Below are 22,119 nucleotides of genomic sequence, written 5' to 3'. Positions count from 1 at the left end.
GTCTCAGGTCCCCCTCAGGCCCCGGGTGCCATGGACACGTTGTCCTCGAAGGAGCCGGGCGGCGGGGTGATGCCCTGCTCGCGGCACCACGCGCCCGGCTCGCGCTGCGAGCGGCGCGCGATGCCGTTGGAGGGCTCGAGCTGCATCGGGATCGGCGGCAGCGGCGGCAGCTCCTGGTCGGACTCGGCGGCCAGCTCGTCGGCGTCCTTCTCCTCCGACATGCCGATCGGCCCGATCTTCTGGGCGTTGAGGAACTGGCGCACGACCGGCTCCTCCGAGCTCAGCAGCATCTCACGGGGACCGAACATGGCCAGGTGCTTGTGGTACAGCAGGCCGATGTTGTCGGGCACCGTGCGGGCGGTGTTGATGTCGTGGGTGACGATCAGGAACGTGGCGTCGATCTGGGCGTTGAGGTCGACGATGAGCTGGTTGAGGAACGAGGTGCGCACCGGGTCGAGGCCCGAGTCGGGCTCGTCGAAGAGCACGATCTCGGGGTCGAGGACCAGCGCGCGCGCGAGGCCGGCGCGCTTGCGCATGCCGCCCGAGATCTCGCCGGGCAGCTTCTGCTCGGTGCCGATCAGGCCGGTCAGGTCGAGCTTCTCCATCACGATGGCCCGGATCTCCGACTCGCTCTTCTTGGTGTGCTCGCGCAGCGGGAAGGCGATGTTGTCGTAGAGGTTCATCGAGCCGAACATCGCGCCGTCCTGGAACAGCACGCCGAAGAGCTTGCGGATCTCGTAGAGCTCGCGCTCGGAGCACGAGGCGATGTCGGTGCCCTCGATGATGATGGAGCCGCGGTCGGGCTTGAGCAGCCCGATCAGCGTCTTGAGGAAGACCGACTTGCCGGTGCCCGAAGGACCCAGCATCACGCAGATCTCGCCCGCGGGGATCGTCAGCGACACGTCGCCCCAGATCAGCTGCTTGCCGAACGACTTGGTCAAGTCGTTGACCTCGATCTCCACGCCCATGCCGTGCTCCCCTTCGCGGTCTGCGCTCGTCGTGCCCGTGCTCGAGCCCGGACCGGCTCACACTCACGAGTAACAACGCTGCCTGCGCCGTGAGGTTACGCATTATTGTCACGTCCGTCACTCGCGCGCCGGGTTTCGAGACCAACCCGTCACCGCGCGCCCGGACTTCACCTCATCGGCGGGCTCACCGCGCGCGACCTGCGCAAATGCAACGACCCCCGTCGACCGTGAGGTCGACGGGGGTCGTCGGGTTCAGCGAGCGTTCGTCACTTGAGGGTGACGGTGGCGCCGGCGCCCTCGAGCGCCTCCTTGGCCTTCTCGGCCGCAGCCTTGTCGACCTTCTCCAGGATCGCCTTGGGGGCGGCCTCGACCAGCTCCTTGGCCTCCTTCAGGCCGAGCGAGGTGAGGGCGCGCACCTCCTTGATGACGTTGATCTTCTTGTCACCAGCGGCCTCGAGGACGACGTCGAACTCGTCCTGCGCAGCGGCCTCCTCGCCACCGGCGGCACCGCCGGCGGCGGGGGCGGCGGCAACGGCGACCGGGGCGGCGGCGGTGACGTCGAAGGTCTCCTCGAACTGCTTCACGAACTCGGAGAGCTCGATGAGGGTCATCTCCTTGAACGCGTCGAGGAGCTCGTCGGTGCTGAGCTTCGCCATGGTGGCGGTTCCTTCCGTTAGGTGGCCGGCACCCGATCAGGTGCGGATCGGCCGGGTTTCAGGTGGTGTGCTGCCGTGCTGAGCCGACTGGCTCAGGCCTCGGCGGTGTCGCCCTCGTCGGAGGTCTCCGCCGCAGCGGGGGCCTCGTCGGCGGGGGCCTCGGCCGCAGCCGGGGCCTCCTCGGCGGCGGCCGGGGTGCCGGCACCACCTGCGAGGATCGAGGGGTCCTGCTCGGCCTTCGACTCCAGCGCACCCGCGAGACGGGCGACCTGGGCGATCGGGGCCTGGAACAGGGAGACGGCGTTCTGGAGCGACGCGAGCATCGCGCCGGCCAGCTTGCCCATGAGGACCTCGCGCGACTCGAGGTCGGCCAGCTTGGCCACCTCCTGCGCGGAGAGCGGGCTGCCGTCCAGGATGCCGCCCTTGATGATCAGGGCGGGGTTGGCCTTGGCAAAGTCACGCAGACCCTTGGCGGCCTCGACCACGTCACCCTCGATGAAGGCGATGGCGGTGGGGCCGACCAGGATGTCGTCGAAGCCGGAGATGCCCACCTGGTTGGCGGCGATCTTGGCGAGCGTGTTCTTGACCACGGCGTAGTTGGCGTTCTCGCCGAGGGAGCGCCGCAGGTCCTGCAGCTCCTTCACGGTGAGACCGCGGTAGTCGGTCAGCACAGCGCCAGCAGAGGTGTTGAACTGCTCAACGATCTCTGCGACGGCTGCCTGCTTGTCTGGCCGCGCCATGGGTCTCCTTCCGGACGGTGAGACCGTGGTCCGGTGGGCCTGGCCCGAGACGACGAACGCCCCGAGCGCAGGCTCAGGGCGTGGACCCCGTCGAGACGGGGGGCTCTGTACTCCTGCGCGGGTCGCCCGATCACTCGGAGCCTTCGGTCACCCCACGTGCGTGGCGCGACGACCGGCGGTCTCTGGTTACGAGCAGGACAGTACGCCGTCCACGCGAGAGCGACCAAATCGGCTCGTCGCGGCTGGGCTGGCAGGATCGTCCCCATGACTCCGCGTCCGCCGCTCCGCTCCCTGTCCGCCGACGAGCTCGCGACCTTCCTGGCCGCCCGGCAGGAGGCCTACACCGCCCTGCAGGCGCGCGGCCTGCGACTCGACCTCACCCGGGGCAAGCCGGCCAGCGACCAGCTGGACCTCTCCGACGCGCTGCTGGGGCTGCCCACCTCGACCACCGACCGCAGCGGCACCGACGTGCGCAACTACGGCGGCCTGGAGGGCCTGCCCGAGCTGCGGGAGATCTTCGCCGAGCTGCTGGAGGTCGAGCCGGCGCAGCTGCTCGCCGGCGGCAACTCGAGCCTGACGATGATGCACCAGGCCCTGACCTTCCTGCTGCTGTGGGGCGGGCCGGGCTCCGAGCGGGCCTGGAAGGACGAGCCGGTCGTCAAGTTCGTCTGCCCGGTGCCCGGCTACGACCGGCACTTCTCGATGCTGGCCGACCTGGGCATCGAGATGCTCAGCGTGCCGATGCACGAGGACGGCCCCGACGTCGAGGCGGTCACCGCGCTGGTGGCCGACGACCCCGCGGTCAAGGGCATGTGGGTCGTGCCGACCTACGCCAACCCGACGGGCTCGGTGGTCTCCCCCGAGGTGGCGCAGGCGCTGATGTCGATGCCGACCGCCGCCCCCGACTTCCGGGTCTTCTGGGACAACGCCTACGCGCTGCACCACCTGGGCGACGAGGAGGTGCGCAGCGCCGACGCGCTCGGTCTGGCGGCCGCGGCCGGTCACCCCGACCGGCCGGTCATGTTCGCCTCGACCTCCAAGATCACCTGGGCCGGCGCCGGCGTGGCGTTCATGGCGACGTCGGAGGCCAACAGGGCCTGGTTCCTGCGCCACCTGTCGATGGCCTCGATCGGGCCCGACAAGGTCAACCAGCTGCGCCACGTGCAGCTCTTCGGCGACGCCGAGGGCGTGCGCGCGCACATGCGCCGGCACCGCGCGCTCATCGCGCCGAAGTTCGCGGCCGTCGACGCCGCGCTCACCGACGGCCTCGAGGGCCTCGAGGTCGCCGAGTGGACCCGCCCCACCGGCGGCTACTTCGTCAACCTCGACGTGCTCGACGGCACCGCCACCCGGGTGGTCGAGCTGGCCAAGGAGGCCGGGATCGCCCTGACCCCCGCCGGCGCCTCGTTCCCGCACGGCCAGGACCCGCGGGACCGCAACATCCGGCTCGCGCCGACCTTCCCGCCGCTGGAGCAGGTCGAGACCGCCATGGCCGGGGTGGCCACCTGCGTGGCGCTGGCCGCGGCCGAGCAGCTGCGCGCCGGCTGAGGTCCCGCACGACGCACGAAGGCCCGGTCCCTGTCGAGCAGGGACCGGGCCTTCGGCGTACGAAGGGGGCTCAGGCGATCAGGCCTGGGCCTCGTCCTCGGACGCGACGTTCTTGGTGCGGTTGGGGTCGACCTGCACGCCGGGGCCCATCGTCGTGGAGACGGTGACCTTCTTGATGTAGCGACCCTTGGAGCTGGCGGGCTTGAGCCGCAGCACCTCCTCGAGGGCGGCGGCGTAGTTCTCGGCCAGCTGGGTCTCGCCGAAGGAGGCCTTGCCGATGATGAAGTGCAGGTTGGCGTGGCGGTCGACGCGGAACTCGATCTTGCCGCCCTTGATGTCGGACACGGCCTTGGCCACGTCCGGCGTCACGGTGCCGGTCTTCGGGTTCGGCATCAGGCCGCGGGGGCCCAGCACGCGACCCAGACGGCCGACCTTGCCCATCATGTCGGGGGTGGCCACGACGGCGTCGAAGTTGAGGTAGCCGCCGTTGACCTTCTCGATCAGCTCGTCGCCGCCGACCTCGTCGGCGCCGGCCTCGCGGGCCGCCTCGGCCTTGTCGCCGTTGGCGAAGACCAGGACGCGGGCGGTCTTGCCGGTGCCGTGGGGCAGGTTGACGGTGCCGCGCACCATCTGGTCGGCCTTGCGGGGGTCGACGCCGAGGCGCATGACCACGTCGACGGTCTCGTCGAACTTCTTCTTGCTGGTGGTCTTGGCGATCTTGATCGCGGACAGCGGGGCGTGGAGCTCGTCCTGGTCGAACTGCTCCGCGGCCGCGCGGTAGGTCTTGCTGCGCTGCATGTCTGGTCTCTCTCTTCTTGGTCCAGGTGTGGTCAGGTGGGCCAGCGCGGCCCTGCCACAGGTGCGGTACGCCGACCCGCGCGAGGCGGGTGCGGCGTGCGACGACGGGTCGGTCAGTCGGTGGTGATGCCCATGGAGCGGGCGGTGCCCTCGACGATCTTCATCGCGGCGTCGATGTTGTTCGCGTTGAGGTCGGGCAGCTTGGTCTGGGCGATCTCGCGCACCTGGTCCTTGGTCAGCTTGCCGACCTTCTCCTTGTGCGGGACGCCCGAGCCCTTCTGCAGACCGGCGGCCTTCTTGATCAGCTCGGCGGCCGGCGGGGTCTTCGTGATGAAGGTGAAGGACCGGTCCTCGTAGATGGTGATCTCGACGGGGATCACGTTGCCGCGCATGGACTCGGTCTGCGCGTTGTAGGCCTTGCAGAAGTCCATGATGTTGACGCCGTGGGGGCCCAGGGCCGTACCGACCGGCGGGGCGGGCGTCGCGGCGCCGGCCTGCAGCTGCACCTTGACCAGTGCGGCGATCTTCTTCTTGGGAGGCATGAAGCTGGTTCTCTTTCTCTCTCGTGGTCATGACGAGGGCGGGCTGGGCCCTCTGCCACCTGCGTGTTGCGTGTCGCGCCCACCATTGTGCGGCGCGCGGGCCCCGCCGGCCCAATCGGACCGGGCGGGGAGGTGCCTCAGACCCGCTGGATCTGGCTGAAGCTGAGCTCGACCGGCGTCTCGCGGCCGAAGATCTCGACCAGCGCCTTGACCCGCTGGGCCTCGGCGTTGATCTCGGTGATCGTGGCGTGCAGCGTCGCGAACGGGCCGTCGACGACCATGACCGAGTCGGAGACCTCGAAGTCGGCGACCTCGACGGGCTTCTTGGCGGTGGTCGGCGAGCCGGGCGCGACGGTGCCGGAGGCGACGGCCTCGGCCTCGGCGCGGGCCACGACGGCGGGGGCCAGCATGTCCTCGACCTCACGCATGGTGAGCGGGACGGGCTGGTGGGAGTTGCCCACGAAGCCGGTCACCGACGGCGTGTGCCGCACGGCCGACCAGGACTCGTCGGTCAGGTCCATGCGGACCAGGACGTAGCCGGGCAGGACGGTGCGCTTGACCATCTTGCGCTGGCCGTTCTTGATCTCCGCGACCTCCTCGGTGGGGACCACGATCTCGTGGATGTAGTCCTCCATGTTGAGGGAGATGATGCGGTTCTCCAGGTTCGACTTCACCCGGTTCTCCATGCCGGAGTAGGTGTGCACGACGAACCAGTCGCCCGGCTTGGCCCACAGCTCGCGGCGGAACGCCTCGAGCGGGTCGTCGGCGTCCTCCTCGGGCTCGGGGCCGTCCTCGGCCTCGACCTCGTCGGCCACCTCCGCCTCGTCGGCCTCGGCGTCAGCGACCGCCTGGGCGGCGCTGTCGTCGACGGCACCGTCGACGGCCTCGTCGGCCTCCGGGTGCGACACCGGCTCCACCGGGTCGACCTCGGGGTTCTCCGACGTCTCCGTCTCCTCGGTCTCGACCGAGTCGTACTGCTCCGTCACGCGCTGCTCCATCACGTTGCTGTGCTCAATTGCCTGCGCCGGCGTGCGCCGGTCGCGGGGGGCCGTGGCCACGACGGGTCACCGTCGCGGCTGCGGTCACTACTCGGACTGACCGGTGAAGACGAAGAACGCCAAGCGCCCCAGACCGAGGTCGAGGGCCGAGATGATCGCCATCATCACCAGGACGAAGACCATGACCACGATGAAGTACGTGACCAGCTGCTCCTGGGTGGGCCAGACGACCTTGCGGAGCTCGGCGACCACCTGTCGGTAGAACGTCACCGGGTTCGTGCGCTCGGCCTTCTCGCCGTCGCGGACCGGCTTGCTGTCCGACACGCCGTCACCATTCCTTCGCTCGTCCGTCCGGCCTCACCGACCAGATGTCCTGCAGGGCACGAGGGACTTGAACCCCCAACCTTCGGTTTTGGAGACCGATGCTCTGCCAGTTGAGCTAGTGCCCTCCGGTGGCACCCGGGCATGCCGAAGCATGTGGGGAATCCACCAATCGAGGAGTCTACGGGGAAGGCCCCGGCCCCGTCCAAACCGGCCCCGGCGACCGGCACGTCGGCGGCCCCTAGGGTGGGGGGATGGACGAGACGCCGGGAGCCCACCCAGGACCAGACGTTGCGTGACCTGCACCGACTGCCGAAGGCCCACCTGCACCTGCACTTCACCGGCTCGATGCGCCACGAGACGCTGCTGGAGCTGGCCGAGCGGGACGAGGTGGCACTGCCCGACTCGCTGGTCGACCAGTGGCCGCCGAGGCTCAGCGCGGCCGACGAGAAGGGCTGGTTCCGCTTCCAGCGCCTCTACGACGTGGCCCGCTCGGTGCTGCGCACCGAGGACGACGTACGCCGCCTGGTGCGCGAGGCCGCCGAGGACGACGTCGCCGACGGCGGGCGGTGGCTGGAGATCCAGGTCGACCCCAGCGGCTACGCCGCGCGCTTCGGCGGCGCGACCGCCTTCACCGACCTGGTCCTCGACGCCGTGGCCCAGGCCTCGCGCGAGACCGGGCTGGACATCGGGGTGCTGGTCGCGGCGAACCGCACCCGGCACCCGCTCGACGCCCGCACGCTGGCCCGGCTCGCGGCGCAGTACGCCGGGCGGGGAGTGGTCGGCTTCGGGCTCTCCAACGACGAGCGGCGCGGCACCACCACGGACTTCGCCGCGGCGTTCCGCATCGCGCGCCGCGCCGACCTGGTCCTGGCTCCGCACGGCGGTGAGCTGCGCGGGCCCGAGCACGCGCGCACCTGCCTCGACGAGCTGCACGCCGACCGGCTCGGGCACGGCGTGCGGGTCGCGGAGGACCCGGCGCTGCTGGAGCGGGTCGCGGCCGACGGCGTGACCCTGGAGGTCTGCCCGGTCTCGAACGTCGCCCTCGGGGTCTACTCCGACCTGACCTCGGTGCCGCTGCCGACGCTGCTCGAGGGCGGCGCCCAGGTCGCGCTGGGCGCCGACGACCCGCTGCTCTTCGGATCGCGCCTGGCCGGGCAGTACGCCACGATGCGCGCCGCGCACGACCTCGACGACGCCACCCTGGCCGAGCTGGCCCGGATGTCGCTGCGCGGCTCGCGAGCCCCCTCCGACGTGCGCGAGCAGGCACTCGCCGACATCGACGCGTGGCTGGCGGCTCCCGGGCCGCACGGTGAGAGGATGACGCCGTGACTGATCGGGACCCGGACGACACGACCCCCTCCAGCCCCTCGAGCCCCTCGAGCCCCTCGAGCCCCTCGAGCCCGCCGCCGTACGGGCAGGACCCGCACGGGTCGCCGTACCCGCCCCCGGCGTACCCGCCGCAGGGCCAGGGCTACGGGCAGGGCTACGGGCAGGGCTACGGGCAGCCGTACTACCCCCAGGGCCAGCCCCTGCCGGGCCAGGCGGCCACCATGCACCCCCAGGCGAACACCGCCCTGGTGCTGGGCATCGTGTCGCTGGCGGGCGGCATGATCTGTGGGCTGCCGCTCCTGGCGGGCCCCTTCGCCTGGTTCACCGGCCGCAAGGCCAAGCGCGAGATCGAGGCGGCCCCGCAGCACTACACCGGCGCCAGCGAGGCCGGCGCCGGCATGGTGCTGGGCATCGTCTCGACCGTGCTGCTGGCTCTGGGCCTGCTGGCCGGGGTGCTCGTCGTGGGGCTGCTGGTGGTCGGGGTCTCCACCGCCTGACCGAGGGCCCGACCGGGGACGAGCGCGAGCCTCAGGCGTCGTCGTCCTCGTGGTGGTGGGGGTCGAGGTCGCAGCCGAGCAGCACCGGCTCGTTGACCAGGCGCACGCCGAAGCGCTCCTGCACGCCGTCGCGCACGTGGCGGGCCAGGGCCAGCAGGTCGCTGGTGCTCGCCTCGCCGCGGTTGGTCAGGGCCAGGGTGTGCTTGCTCGAGAGCCGGGCACGCCCGGTGCCGACGTCGGCGCCGTACCCCCGCCCGAAGCCGGCGTGCTCGATCAGCCACGCGGCGCTGGTCTTGACGCGGCCGTCGGGCTGCTCCCACGCCGGGGCGCCCTCGGGGAGCGCGTCGGCGTCGACGACGGGGTTGGTGAAGAAGGAGCCCGCGCTCCAGGTGTCGTGGTCGTCGGCGTCGAGGACCATGCCCTTGCCGGCACGCAGCCCCAGGACCGCCTCGCGGACCGCGCGCAGCGGTGCCCGCTGCCCGGCCTCGACCCCGAGCACCCGCGAGAGCTCGCCGTAGCGCACGGGCGCGGCCAGGGTGCCGGTGGCGAGCTGGAAGGTCACCGAGAGCACCACGTGGCGCCCGGGCTCGGCCTTGAAGCGGGACTGGCGGTAGGAGAAGTCGCAGTCGGCGTTGGCCAGGGTGCGGACCTGCTGGTCGCGCCGGTCGTAGGTGCGCACCGACGCGATCGTCTGGGCGACCTCCTGGCCGTAGGCGCCGACGTTCTGCACCGGCGTGGCACCCACGCTGCCGGGGATGCCGGAGAGCGCCTCGACCCCGACCCAGCCGCGATCGACGGCGGTCGCGACGAACCCGTCCCAGTCCTCCCCTGCCGCGACCGTCACCAGGACGCCGCCGCAGGCCGCGTCGGCCCCGCCGGCGTCGACGTCGGGCACGACCCCGCGGGTGGCGACCTCGACCACCGTGCCCGCGAAGCCCTCGTCGGCGACCACCAGGTTGCTGCCGCCGCCCAGCAGCAGCACGGGCTCGCCGGCGGCGTCGGCGTCGGCGACCGCCGCGACCAGCTCGGCCTCGGTGCTCGCACGCACCCAGCGCGCGGCGGGCCCGCCCAGACGGAGGGTGGTGCGCTCCGCGAGACGCGGGTGGGTGGGACCGGGGGCGGCCTCAGCCATCGAGCGCCACCACGGCGCGCGGCATCCCGAGCACCTTCTGGCCCGCGCAGGTGACCTCGAGGGCGATGGTGGCACGGCCGTCCTCGACGGACTTCACGCTGCCGCCCACCACGACGACGACGCCGGAGTCGTCGTCGGGCACCACGACGGGCGCCGTGAACTTGCAGCCGATCTCGAGCACCGGCGCGTCGTGGGTCCAGGTCGCGACCGCGCGGGCAGCCAGCGCCATGGTGTACATGCCGTGGGCGATCACGCCGGGCAGGCCCACCTGGGCGGCGACCCGGTCGGACCAGTGGATGGGGTTGAGGTCGCCGCTGGCGCCGGCGTAGGCGACCAGGTCGGCGCGGGTCACGGCGTACTCCTGCGGGGCCAGGACGGCGCCGGGCTCGAGGTGGGTCATGCCTGCTCCCCCGCCCGGTGCACCAGGGTCGCGCCGGCGGTGCACACCAGCGCCCCGGTCTCGTCGTGGACCTCGCTGCGGGTGCCGATGATGTCGTTGCCGCCGATCTGGCGCAGCGAGGCGACGCTCAGGGTCGTGGTGAGCACGTCGCCCGGCACCACGGGCCGCTCGTAGGCGAAGCGCTGCTCGCCGTGCACGATGCGGCGCAGCTCGACCTGCTCGGCCTCGAGGAAGGCGTTCATGGCCTCGAAGGCCAGCACGATGGGGAAGGTCGCCGGGGCCGGGCCGCCCTCCCAGGTCGCACCGCTGGCGGCCGCGAAGGTGCGCAGCCGCTCCTCGGTGACGGCGTACGGCCGGGTGGGTGGGAAGGATCGGCCGACGAGCGAGGGGTCCAGCGCCATGACTCCAACCTAGTACGCGGGAACGACGAACGGCCCGCCCGGTGTCCCGGACGGGCCGCTTGCGACGAGCTGGTGAGCCGCTGGGCTCAGCGGGTCTCGCGGTGCGTCGTGTGCTGACGGCACCGGGGGCAGAACTTCGCCAGGTCCAGACGGTCGGGGTCGTTGCGGCGGTTCTTCTTGGTGATGTAGTTGCGCTCCTTGCACTCCGTGCAGGCGAGAGTGATCTTGGGGCGAACGTCGGAGCTCTTGGAGGCCACGGGGAAGTCCTTGGGTCGGTTCGGGGTGCTTGAGGTGTCGCTCGTCAGGTGCAGTAGCGGGAGCGGGACTCGAACCCGCGACACCACGATTATGAGTCGTGTGCTCTAACCACCTGAGCTACCCCGCCACGGGGCCGGGTCCGCCCGCCAGGATAGTCCGGCGGGCCAACCTCTCCCAGAGCCCCTTTACGGAATCGAACCGTAGACCTTCTCCTTACCATGGAGACGCTCTGCCGACTGAGCTAAAGGGGCAACGCGGAAGAAGATTACACACACCCTCCGGGGAGTGGAAATCGAGGGCGCCCGACCTGGGTCATACCCCTTCTGACCTGCCCAGATGCGTGAACGGACGCGTCTGCTCCAGCTCCAGCGAGAGCTCGAGGAGCAGCGCCTCGCGCCCATGCCCGGCGCTGAGCATCATCCCCAGCGGGAGCCCGTCGGCGTCGGTCGCCAGGGGCAGCGAGACGGCCGGGTCGCCGGTGGCGTTGTGCCACGGTGTGAAGGCCACCCACTCCTGCAGTCGCTCGATGACGGTGTCGTAGCCCAGCCCCGGCGCCAGGTGCCCGACCCGCGGCGTCGGCGTGGCCAGGGTGGGCGTCAGCAGCACGTCGTGGCGCTCGTGGAAGCGGGCCGAGACGCCGGGCGTGCGGCGCAGCCGGGCCACCGCGCCGGGCAGCCGCACCAGGTGGCGGCGTACGTGCTCCCCCAGGCCGTGGGTGAGCTCGTCGAGACGGGTGCGGTCGAAGGTGCGCCCGTGCTGGCTGCGCCCGCCGACGAGCGACGCGGCGGCCAGGGAGGCCCAGTAGAGCAGGAAGTCGTCGGCGAACGAGGCCGGCGCGGGGGCCGCGACCTCCTCGACGTGGTGGCCCAGCTCCTCGAGCAGCGCGGCGGTGCGCAGCGTCTGCTCGGCGACCTCGGGGGTCGCGGCGCGCCCCGCGCCCGACGTGGTGACGCCGATGCGCAGGCGCTGGCGCCCGGCGCGGGTGATGTCGCCCACGGGCGGCAGGGACAGGTCGCGGTAGACCTTCTCGGCCTCGCGGAGGAAGGCGGCGGTGTCGCGCACCGACCGGGTCAGCACGCCGTCGCTGACGATGGGCACCGGCATCCGGCGCAGCAGCGCGTCCTGGGCCAGCCGGCCCCGCGTGGGCTTGAGGCCGACCAGCCCGTTGACGGCCGCGGGGATGCGGATCGAGCCGCCGCCGTCGTTGGCGTGCGCGATCGGCACCGCGCCGGCGGCGACCAGCGCCGCGGAGCCGGCCGACGAGGCGCCCGCGGTGCGGGCGGGGTCCCACGGGTTGCGCACCGGGCCCAGCCGCGGGTGCTCCGCGGCGGCGCTGAACCCGAGCTCGGAGAGCCGGGTCTTGCCCAGGGCCACCAGGCCGGTGGCCAGGTACATCCGCGTCAGGTCGCCGTCGCGGCGCGCCGGGCGCCCCACGAAGGCGTCGGTGCCGTGCAGGGTGGGCATGCCCTCGACGTCGACGTTGTCCTTGAGGAAGGTCGGCACACCGGAGAAGAACCCGCCGCGCGGGGCGGCCGCCTCGGCCCGGGCCCGCTCCCAGGCCCGCCAGGCCACGGCCCCGAGCTCGGTGTCGACGGCCTCGGTGCGGGCGATCGCCGCCTCCACCACCTCGGCCGAGCCGACCTCGCCGGCCGCCAGCGCCTCCACGGTGCCCACGGCGTCGAGGTGGCCCAGGGCGTCGTCGGTGTACGCGTGCACGCTCATGGTCGACGAACCTAGCGTCCCCCGACCGGACGGGTGGGCGAGTCCGCGAGAGGGCCTGCCGGTCAGAGGAGCAGGGCGACCAGGAGCGGCGCCACGACGCTCGTGACCAGCGCCGTCAGCCCCATCGCCAGCCCCGAGAACGCCCCCTCCACCGGGTGGTCGACGATCATCCGGCCGGTGCCGATGCCGTGGGAGGCCGACCCGACGGCGAGCCCCCGGGCGCGGTGGTCGCGCACCCGCAGGAGGCCCAGCACGCCGGGCCCGGCGACGGCGCCGAGGATGCCGGCGGTGATCGTCAGCGCGGCGGTCAGCGGCGGCAGGCCGCCGAGGGTCTCGGAGACCGCGATCGAGACCGGGGTGGTCGTGGCCTTGGGGGCCATGCTGCGCGCGAGCAGCTCGTCGCCGCCCAGCAGCCGCACCAGCCCCACCGCGGCCGCCACGGACACCGCGGCGCCCGCCACGACGGCGGTCAGCAGCGGCAGCACGAAGCCGCGCAGTCGGGCCAGCTGGCGGTGCAGCGGGACCGCGAGCGCCACCGTGGCCGGGCCGAGGACGAAGGTGATCACCGCCGTGTCCTCGGCGTACGACGCGTAGTCGACGTCGAGGAACACGACCAGCGCCCCGACGACCACGATCGCGACGAGCACCGGCTGGGCTAGCGGGTGGGCCCCGGTGCGCCCCCGCAGCCACAGGCCGAGCTGGTAGGCCAGCAGGGTCACCACCAGCCACAGCAGCGGCTGGTCGAGCACGGCGTCCACGGCGCCGCTCACGGGGCTCCCCCGCCGGCTGCGGGGTCGTCGACGACGCGGGTGCGGCGCCCGAGCCGGTCGGCCAGGACGCCGACGACGCCCAGCCCCAGCAGCCACGAGCCGACCAGCGCGACGACGACCGCGACCGGGTCGTCACGCAGCACGCCGGCGTAGGCCACGATGCCGACCCCGGCGGGCACGAAGAGCAGCTGCAGGTGCGGCAGGACCGCGTCGGCGGTGCGGTGCACGGGGCTGTCGTCGGGCGGGTCGCGCAGCACCAGCACCACGAGCAGCAGCACCATGCCGACCACCGGCCCGGGCACCGGCACCCCCGTCGCCTCGACGACCAGCTCACCGGCGAGCTGGCAGGCCAGCAGCCAGGTCAGTCCGAGGAGCACCGGGTCAGTGTGGCCGACGGCGCCCGGCGATGACAGCCCACCAGGTGCGGGTCGAAGATCCCGATCGCCTCCATCAGCGCGAACATCGTCGTCGGACCGACGAAGACGAAGCCGCGGCGCTTGAGGTCCTTGCTCAGCGCCAGCGACTCGGGCGAGGTGGTCTGCTGCTCGGCGGTCGTGGCCGGGGCGGGCGGCACCGCGGGCGCGTGCGAGCGCACCAGCGCCTCCAGCCCGCCGTCCTCGCGCAGCTCCACGGTGGCGGCGGCGTTGACCAGCGCCGCCTCGACCTTGCGGCGGTTGCGGACGATGCGCGCGTCGGCCATCAGCCGCTCGACGTCGGCGGCGTCGTACGCCGCGACCCGCTCGGCGTCGAAGCCCGCGAAGACCTCGCGGAAGGCGGGCCGCTTGGCCAGGATCGTCGACCACGACAGCCCGGACTGGAAGGCCTCCAGCGTCAGCCGCTCGAGGTGCGCGCTCTCGCCCTCGACCGGTCGGCCCCACTCGTCGTCGTGGTAGTCGCGCATCGTGCTGGGCGCGGCGCCCGCCCAGGGGCAGCGCGGCACGTCGTCGTCGACGCCGACGACCGGGCCGCTCACCCGCGCTCCCTGAGCCGCGCGTGGGGCAGCGGCGGCGCCGGGATGGGGCGGGTGTGGTCGCCGGCGACGACGCCGAACCGGCCGGGGGCGACCTGCTGGGCGTCCGCGACCACCTCGCCGTCGCGCTCGACCTGGGCCTGCCACTCCTCGCGGAAGGCCACGACCTCCTCGTGGGTGCGGCCCACGAAGTTCCACCACATCACGATCGACTCGCCGAGCGGGGTGCCGCCGAGCAGCAGCAGCCGCACCCCCTCGTCACCGGCGACCAGGGTGGTGCTGGCGCGGCCGAGCGGCATGTGGGCCAGCTCGTGGGTGGCCACCGGGACCCCGTCGACCTCCAGCGCGCCGAGGTCGACCAGGACCCCGTGCTCGTGGGTCTGGTCGACGTCGAGGCGCAGCGTGGTGCCGGGCTCGAGCACGATCTCGGCACCCACCAGCGGGGTGTGGGTGCGTACCGGCGAGCGCTGGCCGAGGAGCTCGCCCAGGAACACCCGGCCCCGCCAGCCGGGGCCCTCGACGGGCTCGGGGGCGTGGTGCTCGAAGCCCGGCTCGGTGTGCCTGGTCGCGTCGGGCAGCGCGACCCACAGCTGGACGCCGTGCAGGGTGCCGGTGGTCGTCGTGCTGATCTCGGAGTGGCTGATGCCCCGCCCGGCGGTCATCAGGTTCAGCTCGCCGGGGCGCACCACCGCGTGGTGCCCGGCGCTGTCGCGGTGCTCGATCTCGCCGGTAAAGAGCCAGCTGACGGTCTGCAGGCCGGTGTGCGGGTGCGGGGTGACCTTCATGCCCCCGGTCGCGCCGACGTCGTCGGGGCCGTAGTGGTCGACGAAGCACCACGCGCCGACCAGCGAGCGCGAGCGCTGCGGGAGCGTGCGGCGTACGAGCATGGCGCGGGGACCGCCGAGCGGCACCTCGCGAGCCGGGAGCACCTCCACGCCGCCCGCCGGCGGGCCGGGCGTGCAGGTGACCTCGTCGGGGCGCGGGTCGGGGTTGCTCACCCCACCGAGACTAGTCGCCGACCCGGCCCAGATCTCCCCCTGACCCGGCCCAGACTTCACCTCGAGCCGGCCTGAACTTCGCCCTGAGCCGGCCCGAGCGACCCCGAGCAGCAGCCCCCGCGGGCTCGTCGCTCCTATGGCTGCACCAGCCGGAGCCGCAGCCGCACCCGGTCGCCGACGTCCACCTCCTCGGCACGGCGGACCTGCTGCTTGAGCGGCAGCACGAAGCCGCGCGCCTTGTCGGGGAAGACCGAGGTCCGCCACGTGGTGGCACCCAGCACGACCTCGACCCGCACCGACCCGAAGCCCGACCTCGGCCCGGCCAGCACCCGGATGTCGTCGTCGACCTCCGCCGGCACGGTGACGAAGGCCCAGGACCCGCCCTCGGCCAGCCACACCTCGGCGTCGAACGCCCACGGATCGCTCATCGGTCCATCATGGCGCCGCGAGGTTCCAAGCACATGGCACGGGAGATCCTGGCCTGCTCGAAGGCCTGGGTTCTAGGAAGTGATGCAACACCTCAGATGACTGAGGAGCTGCGTTATGGCACGTCCGATGAGGCCCAGGGAGTTGGACCGTCCGTTTTGGGAGGCGATCCGTTCTGGTCTGGGGGTGAAGTCGGCTGCTCGCGTGGCGGGCATGTCGGCGACCACTGCGAAGCGGGTCTTCAGCAAGGCTGGCGGGGTGAACCCTGTTCCCGTGAATCCGCCGGTGGGCCGATACCTGTCGTGGTTCGAGCGGGAGGAGATCGCGGCGCTGACCCACGCCGGCCATGGGATGCGAGAGGTCGCGCGTCGCGTCGGTCGCAGCCCGGCCACGATCAGCCGTGAGCTGGCCCGTGGCCAGACCGGGCGCGGGTACCGGGCTTCGGTGGCTCAGGCCAAGATCGATCGGGGTCGTAGCGCTGCGCGCAGCGCGAAGCTGGCCACCAACCTGCGGCTGCGCCGGGCGGTCCAGGAGCGCCTGGAGCAGGACCTGAGCCCCGAGCAGATCGCTGGCAGACTCAAACTGGACTTCCCCGACGATGCGGAGATGCGGGTGTCGCCCGAGACGATCTACCAGTCGCTGTACGTCCAGGCCCGCGGCGGGCTCAAGCGCGAGCTGACCACCCATCTGCGCACCGGACGCTCGATGCGCAAACCCCACCGCCGTGAGGCCGAGAGACGCGGCCGGATCCCCGACATGATCATGATCAGCGAACGCCCCGCCGAGGTCGAGGACCGTGCGGTGCCCGGGCACTGGGAAGGCGACCTGATCCTCGGCTCGACCGCTTCTGGGTCCGCGGTCGGCACCTTGGTCGAGCGCACCACCGGGTTCGTGATGCTGCTGCACCTGCCTGGTGACCACGGCGCCGCAGCGGTCCAAGAAGCGCTCGTGGCCAAAATCGCGACCCTGCCCGAACAGCTGCGCGGCTCGCTGACCTGGGACCAGGGCAGCGAGATGGCCAACCACGTCGAGATCACCAAAGCCACCGACCTCGACGTCTACTTCTGCGACCCGCACTCGCCCTGGCAACGCGGCTCGAACGAGAACACCAACGGCCTGCTGCGCCAATACCTGCCCAAAGGCGGCGACCTGTCCTTCTACGGACCCGGCCTACTCGACAACATCGCCACTCAGCTCAACACCCGACCCCGCAAACGCCACGGCTTCCTCACACCCGCCGAAGTCCTTGACCAACTACTCTCACAACCACCCACCAACCACGGTGTTGCGTGACTACCTGGAATTCGCCAGGGAGATTGGGGCCGGGTCAGCGCGAGGTTTGGGCCGGGTCAGCGCGAGATATGGGACTGGTCAGCGCAGGGCGGCGGCCTCGGCGGCGAGCTTCTCGATGCGCGCCCAGTCGCCGGACTCCACCGCGTCGCGGGGGGTGATCCAGGTGCCGCCGACGCAGCCGACGTTGGGCAGGGCGAGGTAGTCGGGCGCGGAGGCCAGGGTGACGCCGCCGGTGGGGCAGAACCGGGCGGCGGGCACCGGCGCCGAGAGCGCGCGCAGGTACGCCGCTCCTCCGGACGCCTCGGCCGGGAACAGCTTCATCTCGGTGACGCCGGCCTCGAGCACGGCGAGCACCTCGGAGACGGTCGCGGTGCCGGGCAGGAACGGCAGCCCGGTGCCGAGCATCGCCGACAGCAGCCGAGGCGTGGTGCCGGGCGAGACCAGGAACGACGCCCCGGCCGCGGCGGCCTCCTCGGCCTGGCGCGGCGTGGTGACGGTGCCGACCCCGAGCACGATCTCGGGCACCTCGGCGGCCACGGCGCGCACCGCGTCGAGGGCCACGGGGGTGCGCAGCGTCAGCTCGATCACGGGGAGCCCGCCGGCCACGAGGGCACGCGCCAGCGGCACGGCCTCGGCGACGGACTCGACGGTGACGACCGGGACGACCGGCGCGAGGTCGAGCAGGGACTCAGGCGTGCTGGGCAACGGGGGCCTCCTGGGCCGAGAGGGCGTCCTTCTCCGCAGCGAAGGGGAAGACGCTGGCGCCGGCGTCGGCGGGCCCGACGGTGGCGCGGAACATGGCGAACAGCTCGCGACCGGTGCCGGCCAGGTGGGCGGCGCCCTCGGGGCGCTGCACCGCGGGGCGGGCCAGCACGGTCTCGGGGTCGGCGATGCTCAGCAGCCCCCGGTCGGCGTCGACGGTGACGACGTCGCCGTCGACGATGCGGGCCAGCGGGCCCCCGAGCGCGGCCTCGGGCGTGACGTGGATGGCGGCGGGGACCTTGCCGGAGGCACCCGACATCCGGCCGTCGGTGACGATGGCGACCTTCTGGCCGCGGTCCTGCAGGACGCCGAGCGCGGGCGTGAGCTTGTGCAGCTCGGGCATCCCGTTGGCGGCCGGGCCCTGGTGGCGCACCACCGCGACCAGGTCGCGCCCGTCGAGCTCGTGGCGCTCGAAGGCCGCCAGCAGGTCGGCCTGGTCCTCGAAGACCACGGCCGGCGCGGTGACGACCCGGTGCTCGCCGGCCACGGCGCTGGTCTTGATGACCGCGCGGCCCAGCGGCCCGTCGAGCACCCGCAGCCCGCCGTCGGCGGCGAAGGGGTCGGTGGCCGGGCGCAGCACCTCGGGGTCGAGGGACTCGGTGGGGCCGTCGACCCAGGTCACCGAGCCGTCCTCGAGCAGGCGCGGCTCCTGGGTGTAGCGGCGCAGCCCCGGCCCGGCGACGGTCCGCACGTCCTCGTGGAGCAGCCCCGCGTCGAGCAGGGTGCGCACGAGGAAGGCCATCCCGCCGGCGGCCTGGAAGTGGTTCACGTCGGCGGAGCCGTTGGGGTAGATCCGGCACAGCGACGGCACCACGGCCGAGAGCTGCGACAGGTCGTCCCAGGTCAGGTCGACGCCCGCTGCGCGGGCGATCGCGACGAGGTGCAGCGTGTGGTTGGTCGAGCCGCCGCTGGCCAGCAGCGCCACGCAGGCGTTGACCAGCGAGCGCTCGTCGACCACGTCACCGACCTGGGCGTCCTCGACCTCGCCCCGGGCGATCGCGGTCACCCGGGCGGCCGCGGCGTCGGTCAGCGCCGCGCGCAGCGGCGTACCGGGGTTGGGGAAGGACGCGCCGGGCAGGTGCAGGCCCAGCACCTCCATCAGCAGCTGGTTGGAGTTGGCGGTGCCGTAGAAGGTGCACGTGCCGGCCGAGTGGTACGACGCCGCCTCGGCCTCGAGCAGCTCCTCACGGGTGGCCAGGCCCTCGGCGAAGCGCTGGCGCACCGCAGCCTTCTCCTTGTTGGCCAGCCCCGACTCCATCGGCCCGGCCGGCACGAAGACCGTCGGCAGGTGCCCGAAGGACAGCGCCCCGATCAGCAGCCCGGGCACGATCTTGTCGCAGACCCCGAGCATCATCGCGGCGTCGAACATGTCGTGGGAGAGCCCGATGGCCGCCGACATGGCGATCACGTCGCGGCTGTGCAGCGAGAGCTGCATGCCGGCGCGGCCCTGGGTGATGCCGTCGCACATGGCGGGCACTCCCCCGGCGACCTGCGCGATGCCGCCGGCGCGGATGACGGCCTTCTTGAGCTGGCGCGGGTAGGTCTCGAACGGCTGGTGCGCCGAGAGCATGTCGTTGTAGCTGGTGACGATCGCCAGGTTCGGCTTGACCGTGCCGCGCAGCGCCTCCTTGTCGGCGGGCTCGGCGGCGGCGAAGCCGTGGGCGAGGTTGGCGCAGGCCAGCCGGGTGCGGGCCGGGCCGGCCTGGGCGGCGGCGCGGTTGCGCTCGACGTACGCCGCGCGGGTGGCGGCGCTGCGGGCGACCAGGCGCTCGGTCACCTCCGCCACGACGGGGTGCATCTCGATGGGTGTGCTCACTGGTCGGTCTCCTGCCAGGCTCGGCCGTCGCGCTCGAGGAGCGCGGCGGCGGCGTACGGGCCGGGCGTGCCGGCGGGGTAGCGGCGGGGCCGCTCGGACGAGTCGGCCCAGCGGGCCAGGACGGGCTCGACCCACGACCACGCGGCCTCGACCTCGTCGCGGCGCATGAAGAGCGTCGGGTTGCCGCGGATGACGTCCATCAGCAGCCGCTCGTAGGCCTCGGGCGAGCGCTGGTCGAAGGCGTCGGCGTAGGAGAGGTCGAGCGAGACCGGCCGCAGCCGGATGCCGCCGGGGCCGGGCTCCTTGGCGGTCAGGTGCAGGCGCATGCCCTCGTCGGGCTGCACGCAGATGTGCAGCCGGTTGGCGGTGGTTCCGCCCTCCGAGCCGGGGAACATCGCGTGCGGCGGCTCCTTGAAGACCACCACGATCTCGGAGACCCGGCGGTCCATCCGCTTGCCGGTGCGCAGGTAGAACGGGACACCGGCCCAGCGCCAGTTGCGCACCTCGGCCTTGAGAGCCACGAAGGTCTCGGTCCAGGAGTCGGGGGCGCCGGCCGCCTCGGGACCGGCCAGGTCGTCGGCGTACGACGGCACCGCGCCCTCGGCGGTCAGCCCGGCGGCGTACTGGCCGCGCACGGTGTCGCGGTCGACGTCCTCGGGGCTCATCGGCTTGAGCGCCTGCAGCACCTTGAGCTTCTCGTCGCGCACGTTCTCGCGGCCCACGTAGGTGGGCGGCTCCATGGCCACCAGGCACAGCAGCTGCAGGAGGTGGTTCTGCACCATGTCGCGCAGCGCGCCGGCGTGGTCGTAGTAGCCGCCGCGGCTGCCGACACCGACGGTCTCGGCGACGGTGATCTGCACGTGGTCGACCCAGCGCGAGCTCCACAGCGGCTCGAGGAAGGTGTTGGCGAAGCGGGTGACCAGCAGGTTCTGGACGCTCTCCTTGCCCAGGTAGTGGTCGATGCGGAAGATCTGACGCTCCTCGAAGACCTCGCCGACCGCGTCGTTGACCTCGCGGGCGGAGGCCAGGTCGTGGCCGATCGGCTTCTCCATCACCACGCGGGCGCGCTCGTCGACGACGTCGATCTCGGCGAGGCGGGCGCAGGTGGGGCCGAAGAGGCGGGGGGCGACGGCGAGGTAGAAGACGCGCACGGTCTCGTCGGCGTGCGGCCGGTCCTTGAGCAGGTCGTGCAGCAGGTGCCAGCCCTCGCCCGACCCGGAGTCGAGGCAGAGGTGGTGCAGCCGGCCCAGCAGCCGCTCGACCGCGTCGGGGTCGAGGTGCTCGGGGGCCAGGTGGGCCTCGAGGCCGGCGCGCACCTCGGCCCGGTAGCCGTCGTCGTCGATCTCGGAGCGGGAGACGCCGATGATGCGGGTGTCGGGCGGCAGGTGGCCCTCGAGGTCGCGGTGGTAGAGCGCCGGCAGGATCTTGCGCAGCGCCAGGTCACCGGTGCCGCCGAAGACGGTGAAGTCGCACGCCTGGGGCAGCGTGGCAGCCACGTCGGAAGAGGTCATGGGTCCACGGTCGCAGGAACTTTGGATCGATACAAGCCCACTTGTGATTGTTTCGAGCAAAAGTCGGTGCTGTAATCACAGAATGCTCGAGACCAGCCCCGGCACCTCCGCCGGCGACCTCCTCACCCTGGTGCGCACCGGGCGCGCCGGCACCCGCTCCGACCTGGTGCGCCTGACCGGCCTGTCCCGGGGCGCGGTCACCTCCCGGCTCGGCGCCCTGGTCGCGGCGGGCCTGCTGGTCGAGGGCGGTGAGGTCGCCTCCACCGGCGGTCGCCCCGCCGGCGCGCTGGCCCTCGACCCCGACGCCGCCGTGGTGCTAGCGATCGCCGTCGGACGCTCCCGCAGCCAGGTCGGCGTCTTCGACCTGGCCGGGCGCGAGATCAGCAGCGACACCCGCGACCACGAGCCGGGGGTGGGGGCCGCCGAGCTGATGCCCGACGTGGTGTCCCGCCTGGGCGGGCTCCTCGAGGACGTCACGCCGCCGGTCGTCGGCGTGGGCATGAGCCTGCCCGGGAGCGTCGACCCGGCCCGCCGTACCAGCGTCGACGCGCCGGTGCTGAAGGGCTGGGACGGCGTCGACCTGGCGGCGTACGTCGCCGGGCTCACCGACGCGCCGCTGCACCTCGACAACGACACCGCCGCGCTGACCCGCTCGGAGATGTTCGGGCGGGTGCCGGCCTCGCCGACCATGCTCGTGGTCAAGGCCTCCACCGGCCTGGGCCTCGGCGTGGTCGCCGACGGACGCATCGTGGGAGAGCGCCGGGGCGCTGCCGGCGAGCTGGGCCACACCCGCGTCGACGCGGCCGGCGACCTGCTGTGCCGCTGCGGTGCGACCGGCTGCCTCGAGACCATCGCCGGGGGCTGGGCGATGGTGACCCGGCTGCAGGAGGCGGGGGTGCAGGCCAGGCACGTGCGCGACCTGGTCGGCCTGGCCCTCGACGGCGAGCCGCTGGCGCGCGGGCTGCTGCGCGAGTCGGGCCGACACCTCGGCGAGGTGCTCACCGTGGCGGTCAACCTGCTGCACCCCGGCGCGGTCGTGGTGGGCGGCGACATGGGCGCCGCCTTCGACCTCTACACGGCCGGCGTGCGCGAGACGCTCTACTCCCGCGCCCACCCCGCGGCCGTGCGCGACCTGCGCTTCCTGCCCGCCACGCACGGCGAGGCCGCCGGCCTGCTCGGCTGCGCCGCACTGGCCATCGACGCCGCGCTCGCTCCCCCCGCGGTCGACGCCCTGCTGCGCACCCGCCGCTGAGGCACGAG

The 22,119-nt window shown here is 72.8% G+C and carries 25 protein-coding genes and 3 tRNA genes; 5 read left to right on the top strand and 23 right to left on the bottom strand.

The features are described from left to right. Nucleotides 1-14: 14 nt before the first annotated feature. From JOE61_RS13390 to rplJ, 3 genes are all read right to left on the bottom strand, one after another. Entirely contained in the window at nucleotides 15-968 is a 954-nt protein-coding gene (locus JOE61_RS13390) for an ABC transporter ATP-binding protein (protein ID WP_193668656.1), read from the bottom strand. A gap of 266 nt (nucleotides 969-1,234) precedes the next feature. After that, nucleotides 1,235-1,624, bottom strand: a complete 390-nt coding sequence (gene rplL, locus JOE61_RS13385; protein WP_193668657.1) for a 50S ribosomal protein L7/L12 — start codon at nucleotides 1,622-1,624, stop codon at nucleotides 1,235-1,237. Between the two features lie 92 nt (nucleotides 1,625-1,716). Continuing rightward, complete coding sequence (gene rplJ, locus JOE61_RS13380; RefSeq protein ID WP_179614394.1) at nucleotides 1,717-2,364, bottom strand: 50S ribosomal protein L10; 648 nt, start codon at nucleotides 2,362-2,364, stop codon at nucleotides 1,717-1,719. A 264-nt stretch (nucleotides 2,365-2,628) separates the two neighbouring features. On the opposite strand from rplJ, the gene JOE61_RS13375 reads away from it, so the two are divergent. Beyond that, nucleotides 2,629-3,912 carry an aspartate aminotransferase type Ic gene (locus JOE61_RS13375; protein ID WP_193668658.1) on the top strand — a complete coding sequence of 428 codons (1,284 nt, stop codon included), beginning with the start codon at nucleotides 2,629-2,631 and terminating at the stop codon, nucleotides 3,910-3,912. 78 nt (nucleotides 3,913-3,990) lie between these two features. On the opposite strand, the gene rplA is transcribed toward JOE61_RS13375, so the two are convergent. The 5 genes from rplA to JOE61_RS13350 all read right to left on the bottom strand — a co-directional run bounded on the left by rplA (nucleotide 3,991) and on the right by JOE61_RS13350 (nucleotide 6,699). Continuing rightward, nucleotides 3,991-4,710, bottom strand: coding sequence for a 50S ribosomal protein L1 (rplA, locus tag JOE61_RS13370; protein ID WP_193668659.1), 720 nt, complete (start codon nucleotides 4,708-4,710; stop codon nucleotides 3,991-3,993). A 113-nt stretch (nucleotides 4,711-4,823) separates the two neighbouring features. After that, nucleotides 4,824-5,252, bottom strand: a complete 429-nt coding sequence (gene rplK / locus JOE61_RS13365) for a 50S ribosomal protein L11 (RefSeq protein ID WP_193668660.1) — start codon at nucleotides 5,250-5,252, stop codon at nucleotides 4,824-4,826. 137 nt (nucleotides 5,253-5,389) lie between these two features. Continuing rightward, entirely contained in the window at nucleotides 5,390-6,310 is a 921-nt protein-coding gene (gene nusG / locus JOE61_RS13360) for a transcription termination/antitermination protein NusG (protein ID WP_372440077.1), read from the bottom strand. 27 nt (nucleotides 6,311-6,337) lie between these two features. Beyond that, nucleotides 6,338-6,574 carry a preprotein translocase subunit SecE gene (secE, locus tag JOE61_RS13355; protein ID WP_193668661.1) on the bottom strand — a complete coding sequence of 79 codons (237 nt, stop codon included), beginning with the start codon at nucleotides 6,572-6,574 and terminating at the stop codon, nucleotides 6,338-6,340. Between the two features lie 52 nt (nucleotides 6,575-6,626). Beyond that, nucleotides 6,627-6,699: transfer RNA gene (locus JOE61_RS13350), tRNA-Trp, on the bottom strand. Between the two features lie 163 nt (nucleotides 6,700-6,862). Between JOE61_RS13350 and JOE61_RS13345 the strand changes: the two genes are divergently transcribed. Together JOE61_RS13345 and JOE61_RS13340 are read left to right on the top strand one after the other, a co-directional pair. Next, nucleotides 6,863-7,903 (top strand): adenosine deaminase, encoded by a 1,041-nt coding sequence (locus JOE61_RS13345; RefSeq protein WP_227491593.1) that lies wholly within the window; start codon nucleotides 6,863-6,865, stop codon nucleotides 7,901-7,903. Further along, nucleotides 7,900-8,400 (top strand): DUF4190 domain-containing protein, encoded by a 501-nt coding sequence (locus JOE61_RS13340; RefSeq protein ID WP_204797240.1) that lies wholly within the window; start codon nucleotides 7,900-7,902, stop codon nucleotides 8,398-8,400. The genes JOE61_RS13345 and JOE61_RS13340 overlap by 4 nt, the downstream gene beginning before the upstream one ends. Before the next feature lie 31 nt (nucleotides 8,401-8,431). Here the strand turns inward: JOE61_RS13340 and JOE61_RS13335 are convergent, their stop codons facing one another. The 12 genes from JOE61_RS13335 to JOE61_RS13280 form a co-directional block, all read right to left on the bottom strand. Next, on the bottom strand, nucleotides 8,432-9,532 hold the full coding sequence (locus JOE61_RS13335) for a UDP-N-acetylmuramate dehydrogenase (RefSeq protein ID WP_193668663.1): 1,101 nt from the start codon (nucleotides 9,530-9,532) through the stop codon (nucleotides 8,432-8,434). Further along, nucleotides 9,525-9,932, bottom strand: coding sequence for a MaoC/PaaZ C-terminal domain-containing protein (locus JOE61_RS13330; RefSeq protein WP_193668664.1), 408 nt, complete (start codon nucleotides 9,930-9,932; stop codon nucleotides 9,525-9,527). The genes JOE61_RS13335 and JOE61_RS13330 overlap by 8 nt, the downstream gene beginning before the upstream one ends. Beyond that, on the bottom strand, nucleotides 9,929-10,333 hold the full coding sequence (locus JOE61_RS13325) for an FAS1-like dehydratase domain-containing protein (RefSeq protein ID WP_193668665.1): 405 nt from the start codon (nucleotides 10,331-10,333) through the stop codon (nucleotides 9,929-9,931). Before JOE61_RS13325 ends, JOE61_RS13330 begins: the two co-directional genes overlap by 4 nt. Before the next feature lie 86 nt (nucleotides 10,334-10,419). Continuing rightward, nucleotides 10,420-10,590: a 50S ribosomal protein L33 gene (gene rpmG, locus JOE61_RS13320; protein WP_179614404.1), complete on the bottom strand. Its 171-nt coding sequence runs from the start codon at nucleotides 10,588-10,590 to the stop codon at nucleotides 10,420-10,422. Nucleotides 10,591-10,644: 54 nt separating this feature from the next. Next, nucleotides 10,645-10,718, bottom strand: a tRNA-Met gene (locus JOE61_RS13315). Between the two features lie 51 nt (nucleotides 10,719-10,769). Then, nucleotides 10,770-10,842, bottom strand: a tRNA-Thr gene (locus JOE61_RS13310). A gap of 61 nt (nucleotides 10,843-10,903) precedes the next feature. Then, the gene (locus JOE61_RS13305) at nucleotides 10,904-12,313 is read right to left on the bottom strand and encodes an amidase (RefSeq protein WP_193668666.1); all 1,410 of its coding nucleotides are present in this window, start codon (nucleotides 12,311-12,313) and stop codon (nucleotides 10,904-10,906) included. Nucleotides 12,314-12,375: 62 nt separating this feature from the next. Continuing rightward, nucleotides 12,376-13,083 carry an LrgB family protein gene (locus JOE61_RS13300; RefSeq protein ID WP_193668667.1) on the bottom strand — a complete coding sequence of 236 codons (708 nt, stop codon included), beginning with the start codon at nucleotides 13,081-13,083 and terminating at the stop codon, nucleotides 12,376-12,378. After that, complete coding sequence (locus JOE61_RS13295; protein ID WP_193668668.1) at nucleotides 13,080-13,460, bottom strand: CidA/LrgA family protein; 381 nt, start codon at nucleotides 13,458-13,460, stop codon at nucleotides 13,080-13,082. The genes JOE61_RS13300 and JOE61_RS13295 overlap by 4 nt, the downstream gene beginning before the upstream one ends. Further along, nucleotides 13,445-14,056 (bottom strand): DNA-3-methyladenine glycosylase I, encoded by a 612-nt coding sequence (locus JOE61_RS13290; protein WP_307823007.1) that lies wholly within the window; start codon nucleotides 14,054-14,056, stop codon nucleotides 13,445-13,447. The genes JOE61_RS13295 and JOE61_RS13290 overlap by 16 nt, the downstream gene beginning before the upstream one ends. Beyond that, nucleotides 14,053-15,051: a pirin family protein gene (locus tag JOE61_RS13285; protein WP_307823006.1), complete on the bottom strand. Its 999-nt coding sequence runs from the start codon at nucleotides 15,049-15,051 to the stop codon at nucleotides 14,053-14,055. The genes JOE61_RS13290 and JOE61_RS13285 overlap by 4 nt, the downstream gene beginning before the upstream one ends. A 134-nt stretch (nucleotides 15,052-15,185) precedes the next feature. Continuing rightward, a complete protein-coding gene (locus JOE61_RS13280; protein ID WP_193668669.1) occupies nucleotides 15,186-15,479 on the bottom strand; it encodes a DUF1905 domain-containing protein in 294 nt (97 codons plus the stop codon). A gap of 115 nt (nucleotides 15,480-15,594) precedes the next feature. Here JOE61_RS13280 and JOE61_RS13275 point away from each other — a divergent pair, with 115 nt between their 5' ends. Continuing rightward, complete coding sequence (locus JOE61_RS13275) at nucleotides 15,595-16,770, top strand: IS30 family transposase (RefSeq protein WP_239553304.1); 1,176 nt, start codon at nucleotides 15,595-15,597, stop codon at nucleotides 16,768-16,770. Between the two features lie 78 nt (nucleotides 16,771-16,848). Here JOE61_RS13275 and eda read toward each other — a convergent pair whose 3' ends face one another. From eda to zwf, 3 genes are read right to left on the bottom strand one after another with little or no spacing between them, the layout of a single operon-like run. Continuing rightward, a complete protein-coding gene (gene eda, locus JOE61_RS13270; protein ID WP_193670957.1) occupies nucleotides 16,849-17,475 on the bottom strand; it encodes a bifunctional 4-hydroxy-2-oxoglutarate aldolase/2-dehydro-3-deoxy-phosphogluconate aldolase in 627 nt (208 codons plus the stop codon). Then, nucleotides 17,459-19,348, bottom strand: a complete 1,890-nt coding sequence (gene edd, locus JOE61_RS13265; protein WP_307823005.1) for a phosphogluconate dehydratase — start codon at nucleotides 19,346-19,348, stop codon at nucleotides 17,459-17,461. Before edd ends, eda begins: the two co-directional genes overlap by 17 nt. Continuing rightward, nucleotides 19,345-20,859, bottom strand: coding sequence for a glucose-6-phosphate dehydrogenase (gene zwf / locus JOE61_RS13260; RefSeq protein WP_193670958.1), 1,515 nt, complete (start codon nucleotides 20,857-20,859; stop codon nucleotides 19,345-19,347). Before zwf ends, edd begins: the two co-directional genes overlap by 4 nt. Nucleotides 20,860-20,941: 82 nt before the next feature. On the opposite strand from zwf, the gene JOE61_RS13255 reads away from it, so the two are divergent. After that, nucleotides 20,942-22,111: an ROK family transcriptional regulator gene (locus tag JOE61_RS13255; protein WP_193670960.1), complete on the top strand. Its 1,170-nt coding sequence runs from the start codon at nucleotides 20,942-20,944 to the stop codon at nucleotides 22,109-22,111. The last annotated feature ends 8 nt before the right edge of the window (nucleotides 22,112-22,119 follow it).

This window comes from Nocardioides salarius (genome assembly GCF_016907435.1).
GTDB classification, from domain to species: Bacteria; Actinomycetota; Actinomycetes; order Propionibacteriales; family Nocardioidaceae; genus Nocardioides; species Nocardioides salarius.
This window is presented reverse-complemented; position numbering and strand designations above follow the sequence as displayed.

What these genes read in the sequence shown, in the direction of transcription:
- JOE61_RS13305 (WP_193668666.1), bottom strand. Translation starts at nt 12,313, where the DNA reads ATGAGCGTGCACGCGTACACCGACGACGCCCTGGGCCACCTCGACGCC.
- rplA (WP_193668659.1), bottom strand. Translation starts at nt 4,710, where the DNA reads ATGCAGCGCAGCAAGACCTACCGCGCGGCCGCGGAGCAGTTCGACCAG.
- JOE61_RS13390 (WP_193668656.1), bottom strand. Translation starts at nt 968, where the DNA reads ATGGGCGTGGAGATCGAGGTCAACGACTTGACCAAGTCGTTCGGCAAG.
- JOE61_RS13275 (WP_239553304.1), top strand. Translation starts at nt 15,595, where the DNA reads ATGGCACGTCCGATGAGGCCCAGGGAGTTGGACCGTCCGTTTTGGGAG.
- zwf (WP_193670958.1), bottom strand. Translation starts at nt 20,859, where the DNA reads ATGACCTCTTCCGACGTGGCTGCCACGCTGCCCCAGGCGTGCGACTTC.
- JOE61_RS13335 (WP_193668663.1), bottom strand. Translation starts at nt 9,532, where the DNA reads ATGGCTGAGGCCGCCCCCGGTCCCACCCACCCGCGTCTCGCGGAGCGC.
- JOE61_RS13255 (WP_193670960.1), top strand. Translation starts at nt 20,942, where the DNA reads ATGCTCGAGACCAGCCCCGGCACCTCCGCCGGCGACCTCCTCACCCTG.
- rplK (WP_193668660.1), bottom strand. Translation starts at nt 5,252, where the DNA reads ATGCCTCCCAAGAAGAAGATCGCCGCACTGGTCAAGGTGCAGCTGCAG.
- JOE61_RS13330 (WP_193668664.1), bottom strand. Translation starts at nt 9,932, where the DNA reads ATGACCCACCTCGAGCCCGGCGCCGTCCTGGCCCCGCAGGAGTACGCC.
- rplJ (WP_179614394.1), bottom strand. Translation starts at nt 2,364, where the DNA reads ATGGCGCGGCCAGACAAGCAGGCAGCCGTCGCAGAGATCGTTGAGCAG.
- JOE61_RS13375 (WP_193668658.1), top strand. Translation starts at nt 2,629, where the DNA reads ATGACTCCGCGTCCGCCGCTCCGCTCCCTGTCCGCCGACGAGCTCGCG.
- JOE61_RS13325 (WP_193668665.1), bottom strand. Translation starts at nt 10,333, where the DNA reads ATGGCGCTGGACCCCTCGCTCGTCGGCCGATCCTTCCCACCCACCCGG.
- JOE61_RS13280 (WP_193668669.1), bottom strand. Translation starts at nt 15,479, where the DNA reads ATGAGCGATCCGTGGGCGTTCGACGCCGAGGTGTGGCTGGCCGAGGGC.
- rplL (WP_193668657.1), bottom strand. Translation starts at nt 1,624, where the DNA reads ATGGCGAAGCTCAGCACCGACGAGCTCCTCGACGCGTTCAAGGAGATG.